The organism is Vreelandella sp. L-15 (assembly GCF_056857635.1).
Genome location: NZ_JBSXNN010000062.1, coordinates 67,506 through 75,301, shown reverse-complemented (window position 1 = coordinate 75,301; position 7,796 = coordinate 67,506). Strand labels below are relative to the sequence as shown.

The following is a 7,796-nucleotide window of genomic DNA, read 5'->3' as shown; positions in this document are numbered from 1 at the left end:
TTATTGGATCTGACCAGGGTCAGAACCGGCATCACTGTCCCCGAATTCGGGGTAAGTTAATGGCATGAGCCGTATACGTGGTCCGTATGTACGGTTCTGTGAGAGGGATGAGGCGGAGACGCCTCACCCTACTCGCTGTCTCGCGCATCGGTATCACTGATCTAAACTCTGATGGTAGCCAGAAACTTGATGCTAGAGTACGTAACGCTCGTTTGATAACCAAAAATTATAGAAGATGCGAGGATGAATAATATGGTTTTTGAATTGCTCATAATCAGCTGTTATAATGATTCTCAAATTCGCTACAGCGAAGCATAACCATGAGTACGCCTATTAAGCCTTTTACACCTTCTGCCGAGCTGGCTCGCCCAACCGTTGCTGATGCCGTGGTAGGCCATGCCGAAATGCCGCTTTTTATTCGTAAGCCCAATGCTGATGATGGTTGGGGGATTTACGAACTCATCAAAGCGTGCCCGCCGCTCGATGTTAATTCAGCCTACGCTTATCTGCTGCTAGCAACGCAGTTCCGCGATACCTGTGCTGTGGCTACCAACGAAGAGGGTGAAGTAGTTGGTTTTGTATCCGGTTATGTCAAAGATAATGCCCCTGACACCTATTTTTTATGGCAAGTCGCCGTAGGTGAAAAAGCTCGGGGCACAGGTCTGGCACGCCGTCTGGTGGAAGCGATTATGTCGCGCCCTGAACTTGACGACGTTCACCACTTAGAAACCACGATCACCCCTGACAACCAAGCATCGTGGGGGTTGTTCCGTCGCCTAGCTGCACGCTGGCAGGCACCTTTGAACAGCCGTGAATACTTTTCGACAGAACAGCTTGGGGGAGAGCACGACCCGGAAAACTTAGTACGTATTGGGCCATTTCAAACCGATCATATTTAACGGTTGGTAAGTAATACCCTATAGGCTTGTTAAACCGTTTTCCCGCTCGTGTTGCCTTAGCTATCACTGTTTTACTCGCTTGGCTTACACACTTAATAAGGAGGTCGCTAATGCAGACCCAAACATTCGAACGCATGGAATCCAATGTTCGTACCTATTCACGCTCGTTTCCTGTTGTCTTTACCAAGGCACAGAATGCGCGGCTGACCGATGAGAATGGTCGTGAATATATAGATTTTCTCGCCGGTGCTGGCACGCTGAACTACGGTCATAACAATCCGCATCTAAAAGAAGCGATGATTGACTATCTCTCCAGTGGTGGGGTGGTTCATGGCTTAGATATGTGGACAAGCGCTAAGCGTGACTACCTGGAAACCCTAGAGAACGTCATTCTGAAGCCCCGTGGACTTGATTATAAAGTCCACCTGCCTGGCCCGACCGGCACAAATGCAGTGGAAGCGGCCATCCGTCTGGCCCGTGTTGCTAAAGGTCGCCATAACATTGTGACCTTCACCAACGGCTTCCACGGTGTGACCATGGGCGCCCTGGCAACCACCGGTAACCGTAAGTTCCGCGAAGCGACGGGTGGCATCCCTACACAAGGCGCAAGCTTTCTGCCATTTGATGGCTACATGGGTGAGCATGCCGACACGCTGGACTACTTTGAAAAGCTCTTAAACGATAAGTCAGGCGGCTTAGATATCCCAGCGGGCGTGATTGTTGAAACTGTGCAAGGCGAGGGCGGTATCAACGTCGCAGGCCTGGATTGGCTCAAGCGCCTAGAAAGTATCTGTCATGCGCATGACATCCTTCTCATTGTGGATGATATCCAGGCAGGCTGTGGTCGCACGGGTAAATTCTTCAGTTTCGAGCATGCAGGCATTACGCCAGACATTGTCACTAATTCGAAATCGCTCTCAGGCTTCGGTTTACCGTTTGCACATGTGTTGATGCGCCCTGAACTCGATAAGTGGAAGCCTGGCCAGTACAACGGTACGTTCCGTGGCTTTAACTTAGCGATGGTGACGGCGACCGCAGCGATGAAAAAGTATTGGTCTAACGACACCTTTGCGCGTGATGTTCAGCGTAAAGCGCGTATCGTCGAAGAGCGCTTCCAAAAGCTGGCCGCTATGCTGACAGAAAATGGCATGCCGGCGACCGAGCGTGGCCGTGGTCTGATGCGCGGTATTGACGTGGTATCTGGCGATATCGCCGATAAGATCACCAGCCATGCGTTTGAGCACGGTCTCATCATCGAAACCAGTGGTCAGGATGGTGAAGTGGTGAAGTGCCTTTGTCCGCTAACCATTCCGGATGAAGATCTGCTGAAAGCCTTAGATATCCTTGAAGCGTCAGTTAAGTCTGTTATTAAGGCATAGTGTAGCGTTACGCTAAATCGTCACACGCCATTACGTCCCTTACAGGAATAGGCAGCCAACAGCTGGCTGCCACGCAACGGAGCACGTTTATGATCGTTCGTAATCTCGAAGAAGCACGTAAAACAGATCGCCTGGTCACTGCTGAAAACGGTAATTGGGACAGCACGCGCCTTGTTCTGGCCAACGATAATGCAGGTTTCTCTTTCCATATCACCCGCATTTTTCCTGGCACTGAGACGCACATTCATTACAAAAATCACTATGAAGCGGTATTTTGTTATGAAGGTGAAGGCGAGGTAGAGACCCTGGCCGACGGCAAAATCTGGCCGATCAAGGCGGGCGACATCTACCTGCTGGACCAGCACGATGAGCACCTGCTGCGCGGCAAGGAAAAGGGCATGACCGTAGCTTGTGTCTTTACTCCGCCAATCACTGGTAACGAAGTCCATCGTGAAGACGGCTCCTACGCAGCGGCAGACGACTAAGCACTACTGTATGCTAAGTACTACTGTATAGTCCGTATGAAAGCAGCCTAGCAAAATGCTAGGCTGCTTTTTTTGCTAAGTATTGATCAGCCGACCATCCGGCTGCAGGTACATCCAGTCATCCATGGTGAAACTTAATAGACGCCCAGCTACATCAATATCGAGCGGGTAGCGCATATGGTTTGCCAGGTAATGGGCTTTATTTGCTCAAGCAACTGATCAGCAGAGTTCGCATAATATATATTATGTTAAATCAGCTAAACTAGACGAATGAAAAACCGCAGCCATGTTGGACAAGCGGTCACCCTTCTCCTTATCATTCGTGCTCTTATTGTCCAAGGATATCCCTCGTTATGCGCTCAGGTGTTTTATGGCTAATGGCCGGTTTGTCGATGTCGTTTGCAGGCTGCGCAGTGACACAGCCAGAGTCAAATGAGCCACCGCCGTTAAGCGAGGCGTCTTTTAATACCCGCATCCTTGAGCTTGAGACATCACTGGCCCAGCAGTGCGACGCCTCTACCGCGTTCATTGAGCAGCAGCTCAGCCAGCAGCAGGTACTGACGGCAGATGTTCGTGAGGTGGGCAGCCTGCTGCGCCATTTACGTCAAGAAGTTGCCAGTTTGGAAGCGCGTAGCGAAGATCCCGTCATTATTCGCGAAGAGTGCCGTGTTGAAGAACCCGAAGATAATAAAACACTGCTTGGCCGCAGCGAATGGGTGGGCCTGCCTAGCATTGGCACCTATTTAAAGGCGCGGGTCGATTCAGGAGCCAATACGTCATCCTTATCTGCTTCTGAAATCACTCGCTTTGAGCGTGATGGTGAAGACTGGGTGCGCTTTAAGCTGGCACTGAATGAAGATGACGTGGTTGTAGAGCAGATTCGCGACGAGTGGATTGAGGCGCCTATTGAACGCCGCGTTAAAATCATCCAAGCATCTGGCGAAGAGTCCCGCCCGGTAATTTCACTGTTGATGACTTTAGGGCCAATTCGTGAAAACGTCGAGTTCACTCTGAACGACCGCTCGCATCTGGATTATCCGGTACTGCTTGGGCGTCGTTTCATGATGGATATAGCAACGATCGACGTTGCTGAAACCTATCTGCATGACCGCCCCGAATTCCCGGGTGGCGAACCCTCTGAAGAAGCGGCTGATGATGAAGCGGCCGATCAAGACGATACTGAAGAGTAATCACACTCCCCTGCCGCTTTACGCTGAAAGGAATCGCCATGTCACGGTTGCCATTTTATTTTATCGTTGGATTGCTGCTGCTGGTTGGTATCGTCGCCAGCGTGCATCGCCATTTGCAGTTTGAGATTCCCTGGTTTCCAGGCGAGCAGCGTCAAGTATGGGAGATTGAAGCGGTTATTAACTTCAACGCTCAAAATGGCCCGGTACAGGTCGATCTAGCGCTGCCATCCCACCAGGCAGGATTCCGTGTATTGACCGAAAACACGGCATCTTCTGGCTATGGGCTGGCTTACCTGGCAGATGAGCTGGGTCGGCGGGCGCAGTGGACCATCCGTGAAGCGGCGGGCAGCCAGCAGCTCTATTACTCCGTTCAGATGCTGGTATCACCTGACTCTCGCGCTCCCATACAAACGCCGCCCGGCATCCCTGCTGTTACTCCCTGGGAAAGCCCCTACGATACGGCCGCTAGCCAGCTAATTGATCGTGCTTGGGATCGTAGCGCCAATAACGCTACGTTTGCCCGCGAGTTAATTCTCGATATTAATGGAGAGCGTCAGGGAGAAAATGCGCGCTTGCTGCTAACCCAAATGCAACCGTCAGCTCTGATTGTGCGCTTGCTGAATCAAGCAGGCGTGCAGGCTAGAGAAGTAAGCGGCTTACTGCTGGAAGATGGTCGTCGCCGCCAAACCCTTAGCAGTTGGATTCAGGTGTTTGACCAAACTGCTGAAGAGTGGGCGCTGTTTAACCCAGCGACCGGCGAACAGGGTCAACCCGAGAACTTGCTATTATGGGAAACCGGCGGTCGTGCGGTGCTTGAGGTTCAAGGTGGCACGAATTCCCGTGTTTCCTTCTCAATGCTAACCCACTACCAGCCTGCTTCGGCGGCGGTGCGTAACCACTACTCCGACGACACGCTGCTAAACTTCTCGATTCACAGCCTGCCGCTGGAAGAGCAGGCGCTATTCCAGACGATCCTGTTGATCCCGATCGGTGCGCTAGTGGTTGTATTCCTGCGCGTACTTGTGGGTGTGAAAACGTCAGGGACCTTTATGCCTGTACTGATTGCTCTGGCGTTTATTCAAACCAGCCTACTGACCGGTTTGATTGGTTTCCTGCTCATCGTGGCGGTTGGCTTAATTATCCGTAACTATCTCTCGTACCTCAATTTGCTCTTAGTCGCGAGGGTCTCGGCGGTCATTATTACGGTCATTGCCATCATCTCGATCTTTACCGTGCTGGCGTACCGCATGGGCTTGAGCGCCGGGTTAACGGTGACGTTCTTCCCGATGATCATCTTGGCGTGGACCATTGAGCGGATGTCGATCCTTTGGGAAGAAGAAGGTCCCAAACAGGTATTGGTACAGGGCGGTGGCAGCCTGCTAACAGCGGTGCTGGCATTCCTTGCAATGAATAACCCGTGGGTACGCCACATCACCTTCAACTTCCTGGGTGTGCAGCTCATCTTGATGGCCTTTATTCTGCTATTGGGTAATTACACGGGCTATCGCCTGCTGGAACTTCGTCGTTTCAAACCCATTACCGAAGATGAGAAGCCTTCATGAGCTGGCTAAAAAACTGGACGTGGCCGACCCGCCTTCGGGATAAAGGCATTGTGGGCATGAACCGGCGTAATATTCGTTATATTGGCCGGTACAATGCGCGCCGGTTATATCCTCTAGTGGATGACAAGCTCAAAACAAAGCTACTGGCTCAGCAGTATGGCATTACCACGCCCGAACTCATCGGTACGGTGACGACACAGTTTGGCGTTAAGCATATGAGTGACATGCTTGACGGCCATCAGGGCTTTGTTGTCAAACCGGCCAAAGGGAGTGGTGGTAAGGGTATTCTTGTTATTGAAAAGGTAGAAAATGGCCTTTTCTACAAACCCAGTGGTGCCAGCCTGACGATGGAAGACATTGAGCGACACGTCTCAAACCTTCTCTCGGGCCTTTATTCATTAGGCGGCTCGCCCGATGTAGCGGTCATTGAAACGCTGATTAACTTTGATGAAAGCCTACTTGAGTACACCTACGAAGGTGTTCCTGACATTCGCGTGATTGTCTTTAAAGGCTATCCGGTGATGGCCATGATGCGCCTCTCCACGGCGGCATCCGATGGCAAAGCTAACCTTCACCAAGGGGCTGTCGGGGTTGGCTTGAATATCGCCACTGGAGCAGCGCTACGGGGTGTGCAGTTTGACCGCCCTTGCTATAGCCACCCCGATACGGGGCATGACCTGGCAAGCCTTGTCGTGCCCCAGTGGGAAACTCTCCTTCACCTGGCGGCGGGCTGCTACGAGATGACCGGCCTTGGCTACCTGGGGACCGATATGGTGTTGGACCGTAAGCACGGGCCAATGCTACTGGAGCTCAACGCCCGCCCCGGCTTGGCAATTCAAATGACCAACGGTGAGGGACTACGTCGCCGGCTGGACTTGATTGAGCGTCAGCCTGATAACGTGCCGGTGGCTAAGCGCGTAGCGTTCGCCCAGCACCACTTTGCGCGTAAAAGCGAGCTGGTCGATAACCCTGACACTCCCTCGGCAACGGCGTAGACTACACGCGAGACGTTCAACGAGTTATCTAATGACTGAAGCGAATACGCTATTGCAGCAAGCAGAATCTCAGTGTCACACGCGCGGCGTTCGGTTTACCCCGATACGCCGCCGGGTACTTGAGCTTATCGCAGAAAACGGTGGCGGCCTCAAAGCATATGATCTGCTGGATCAGCTCTCCACTGAGCATGCCGCTGCCCGCCCGCCTACTGTCTATCGCGCGCTGGAATTTCTGATCGAACAGGGGCTGGTGCATCGCATTGAATCGCAAAATGCCTATGTGGCTTGCGCATGCCCAGAGCACGCCCATGGCTTCCAGCTACTTATCTGTCGCCAGTGCGGCTACGTCGAAGAGCTGCACCTTGATGAAATTAGCGATCAGCTTGCCGCCCTGGCCCAGCGCCAAGGCTTCAACGTTGAGCGCCAAACGATTGAGCTTCAGGGCTTATGTCAAGCATGCCGATCCGTGAGTAATGCCTAATGTCCCAATTTGATGAACTCGCCCCTCAACAGCTTTTTAAGGCGTTAGAGTCAGCGACCACAACAGCTTCCCTGCCCAAGCTTGCAACGCTACTAGATGCCGTTCGCTTTAATGAAGACGGCCTGATTCCCGCCATTGCCCAGCAACATGATACGGGCGAAGTACTGATGATGGCGTGGATGAACCGAGAAGCCCTGGAAGAGACGTTAACAACGCAGCGAGTTTGCTACTTCTCACGCTCGCGCCAAAAGCTATGGCGCAAAGGTGAGACATCTGGCCAGCAACAGCACCTTAAAAGCGCAGCGCTAGATTGCGATGGTGATACGCTGCTGGTTCAGGTGGAGCAAACTGGTCCCGCGTGCCATACCGGCCGTCGCAGCTGCTTTTATGTGTCGCTCGGTGCAGACAGCGCCAAGATTACCAGCGAGCCGCTGATTGATCCGGCCACGCTATACGGCAAAAAAGCGCCGTGAAAAATTGGCTGTTCGCCATTAAACAGGTTTTTCTTAAGCTGCTAACAGCAGTGATGGTAGGCTGTATTCGCGTTTACCAATACACCATCAGCCCACTGCTTGGCCCTCGCTGCCGTTTCTGGCCAAGCTGCTCTTCCTATACCATCGAGGCCATCCAGGTGCACGGCCCTTTCAAAGGCGGCTGGATGGCCGTCAAACGCATTGTGAAATGCCACCCAGGCAGCCCAGGCGGCATGGATCCGGTGCCCGGTGGGCGCAGCGAAGCGCTCTGCCGTGAAGATGACGACCGCCCTGCTGAGTGTTGCCGCTCAACCTCCTGCCGCCACTAACGT

Annotated in this window: 10 protein-coding genes; 9 read left to right on the top strand and 1 reads right to left on the bottom strand. The window is 52.8% G+C overall.

Features of this window, described 5'->3' with window-relative positions:
* The first annotated feature begins 320 nt into the window (after positions 1-320).
* From ectA to AC13CY_RS09340, 3 genes are all read left to right on the top strand, one after another.
* Positions 321-899, top strand: a complete 579-nt coding sequence (gene ectA, locus AC13CY_RS09350; RefSeq protein ID WP_062359677.1) for a diaminobutyrate acetyltransferase — start codon at positions 321-323, stop codon at positions 897-899.
* 110 nt (positions 900-1,009) lie between these two features.
* On the top strand, positions 1,010-2,278 hold the full coding sequence (ectB, locus tag AC13CY_RS09345) for a diaminobutyrate--2-oxoglutarate transaminase (protein ID WP_074210588.1): 1,269 nt from the start codon (positions 1,010-1,012) through the stop codon (positions 2,276-2,278).
* A gap of 89 nt (positions 2,279-2,367) precedes the next feature.
* Positions 2,368-2,763, top strand: coding sequence for an ectoine synthase (locus AC13CY_RS09340; RefSeq protein WP_044629107.1), 396 nt, complete (start codon positions 2,368-2,370; stop codon positions 2,761-2,763).
* A 75-nt stretch (positions 2,764-2,838) separates the two neighbouring features.
* Here AC13CY_RS09340 and AC13CY_RS09335 read toward each other — a convergent pair whose 3' ends face one another.
* Complete coding sequence (locus tag AC13CY_RS09335) at positions 2,839-2,940, bottom strand: DUF3833 family protein (RefSeq protein ID WP_228219121.1); 102 nt, start codon at positions 2,938-2,940, stop codon at positions 2,839-2,841.
* 176 nt (positions 2,941-3,116) lie between these two features.
* Between AC13CY_RS09335 and AC13CY_RS09330 the strand changes: the two genes are divergently transcribed.
* The 6 genes from AC13CY_RS09330 to yidD are packed head-to-tail and all read left to right on the top strand — an operon-like array spanning position 3,117 to position 7,793.
* Positions 3,117-3,953 carry an ATP-dependent zinc protease family protein gene (locus tag AC13CY_RS09330; RefSeq protein ID WP_044629108.1) on the top strand — a complete coding sequence of 279 codons (837 nt, stop codon included), beginning with the start codon at positions 3,117-3,119 and terminating at the stop codon, positions 3,951-3,953.
* Positions 3,954-3,991: 38 nt separating this feature from the next.
* On the top strand, positions 3,992-5,515 hold the full coding sequence (locus AC13CY_RS09325) for an inactive transglutaminase family protein (RefSeq protein WP_074210587.1): 1,524 nt from the start codon (positions 3,992-3,994) through the stop codon (positions 5,513-5,515).
* The gene (locus tag AC13CY_RS09320) at positions 5,512-6,510 is read left to right on the top strand and encodes an alpha-L-glutamate ligase-like protein (RefSeq protein ID WP_058577943.1); all 999 of its coding nucleotides are present in this window, start codon (positions 5,512-5,514) and stop codon (positions 6,508-6,510) included. Before AC13CY_RS09325 ends, AC13CY_RS09320 begins: the two co-directional genes overlap by 4 nt.
* 31 nt (positions 6,511-6,541) lie before the next feature.
* A complete protein-coding gene (locus AC13CY_RS09315; RefSeq protein WP_044629111.1) occupies positions 6,542-6,991 on the top strand; it encodes a transcriptional repressor in 450 nt (149 codons plus the stop codon).
* A complete protein-coding gene (gene hisI, locus AC13CY_RS09310) occupies positions 6,991-7,464 on the top strand; it encodes a phosphoribosyl-AMP cyclohydrolase (RefSeq protein WP_074210586.1) in 474 nt (157 codons plus the stop codon). Before AC13CY_RS09315 ends, hisI begins: the two co-directional genes overlap by 1 nt.
* 53 nt (positions 7,465-7,517) lie before the next feature.
* Positions 7,518-7,793, top strand: a complete 276-nt coding sequence (gene yidD / locus AC13CY_RS09305) for a membrane protein insertion efficiency factor YidD (RefSeq protein ID WP_062373917.1) — start codon at positions 7,518-7,520, stop codon at positions 7,791-7,793.
* Positions 7,794-7,796 lie beyond the last annotated feature (3 nt).

Excerpts from the sequence above, each read along its gene's own strand:
- ectA (WP_062359677.1), top strand. The coding sequence starts at position 321 with ATGAGTACGCCTATTAAGCCTTTTACACCTTCTGCCGAGCTGGCTCGC.
- ectB (WP_074210588.1), top strand. The coding sequence starts at position 1,010 with ATGCAGACCCAAACATTCGAACGCATGGAATCCAATGTTCGTACCTAT.
- AC13CY_RS09340 (WP_044629107.1), top strand. The coding sequence starts at position 2,368 with ATGATCGTTCGTAATCTCGAAGAAGCACGTAAAACAGATCGCCTGGTC.
- AC13CY_RS09335 (WP_228219121.1), bottom strand. The coding sequence starts at position 2,940 with ATGCGCTACCCGCTCGATATTGATGTAGCTGGGCGTCTATTAAGTTTC.
- AC13CY_RS09330 (WP_044629108.1), top strand. The coding sequence starts at position 3,117 with ATGCGCTCAGGTGTTTTATGGCTAATGGCCGGTTTGTCGATGTCGTTT.
- AC13CY_RS09325 (WP_074210587.1), top strand. The coding sequence starts at position 3,992 with ATGTCACGGTTGCCATTTTATTTTATCGTTGGATTGCTGCTGCTGGTT.
- AC13CY_RS09320 (WP_058577943.1), top strand. The coding sequence starts at position 5,512 with ATGAGCTGGCTAAAAAACTGGACGTGGCCGACCCGCCTTCGGGATAAA.
- AC13CY_RS09315 (WP_044629111.1), top strand. The coding sequence starts at position 6,542 with ATGACTGAAGCGAATACGCTATTGCAGCAAGCAGAATCTCAGTGTCAC.
- hisI (WP_074210586.1), top strand. The coding sequence starts at position 6,991 with ATGTCCCAATTTGATGAACTCGCCCCTCAACAGCTTTTTAAGGCGTTA.
- yidD (WP_062373917.1), top strand. The coding sequence starts at position 7,518 with ATGGTAGGCTGTATTCGCGTTTACCAATACACCATCAGCCCACTGCTT.